Consider the following 755-nt stretch of genomic DNA (forward strand, 5'->3'; position numbering starts at 1 on the left):
CGGCCTGCAGGTCCACGTCGTCCCGTTCGAGGCGGCACGCCTCGCCTTGGCGCATGCCGGTCACGGCCAGCAGCCCGATCAGTGTCTTCCAGGTCGCCGCCCGCAGCGCCGGCGGGAGAGCGCCGGCAGCGCTCATGAGCGCGGAGACCTCCTTTGGGGAGTAGAGATAGGGCGGGATCCGCCGGTAACGGCGTGACAGCACGTCGGCGGGCGGGACGTCGGTGGCCGGCTCCAGCACCTGCAGGTGCCGGGCGAAGATCCGCACGACGTCGAGCCGCCGGGCCTGGTAGGCCTCGTCGCCGCTGCCCCGCGTGGTCTGGGTCGCCCACTCGATCGCCAGGTCGGCTGTCACGTGATCGGCGCAGCGCTCCTCGCAGAACCGGACGAAGCTCATCAGGTGCCGGCCCTGCGTGGTGAGCCTGAATCCGAGCGCGCGGCGCATCGCCAGATACTCCTCGGCCCTGGCCCGCAGCGCGCTCACCGGCCGACCCCGGGCCACGGGCGCGCCAGCGGGCGCAAGGCGTCCTGGTCGACCTTGGCATAGAGCGCCGTGGACAGCTGGCTGCGGTGCCGCAGCACCTGCCCGACCTCGGGCAGCGACGCGCCGGCCCGCAGCATCTCGCTCGCCAGCGCGTGACGGAGCCGGTGCGCGCCACGGCGTTCGAGCCCGGCCCGGTCGCAGGCCCGGCCCATGACAGCGCGGACCGCCTCCGGCGTCAGCTGCCGGTAAGGCCGCCGTACTGTCACGAACACCG

General features: G+C 73.9%; 2 protein-coding genes. Both read right to left on the reverse strand.

The window, feature by feature from the left end; genetic code table 11:
- The coding region (locus ACTWPW_RS64470; RefSeq protein WP_443175080.1) for a hypothetical protein at positions 1 to 481 on the reverse strand (481 nt) is incomplete at its 3' end.
- On the reverse strand, positions 478 to 755 hold a 278-nt coding region (locus tag ACTWPW_RS64475; RefSeq protein WP_443175081.1), incomplete at its 5' end, for a tyrosine-type recombinase/integrase. The genes ACTWPW_RS64475 and ACTWPW_RS64470, both read right to left, overlap by 4 nt.

Source organism: Nonomuraea sp. KM90, from assembly GCF_052246675.1.
Classification (GTDB): domain Bacteria; phylum Actinomycetota; class Actinomycetes; order Streptosporangiales; family Streptosporangiaceae; genus Nonomuraea.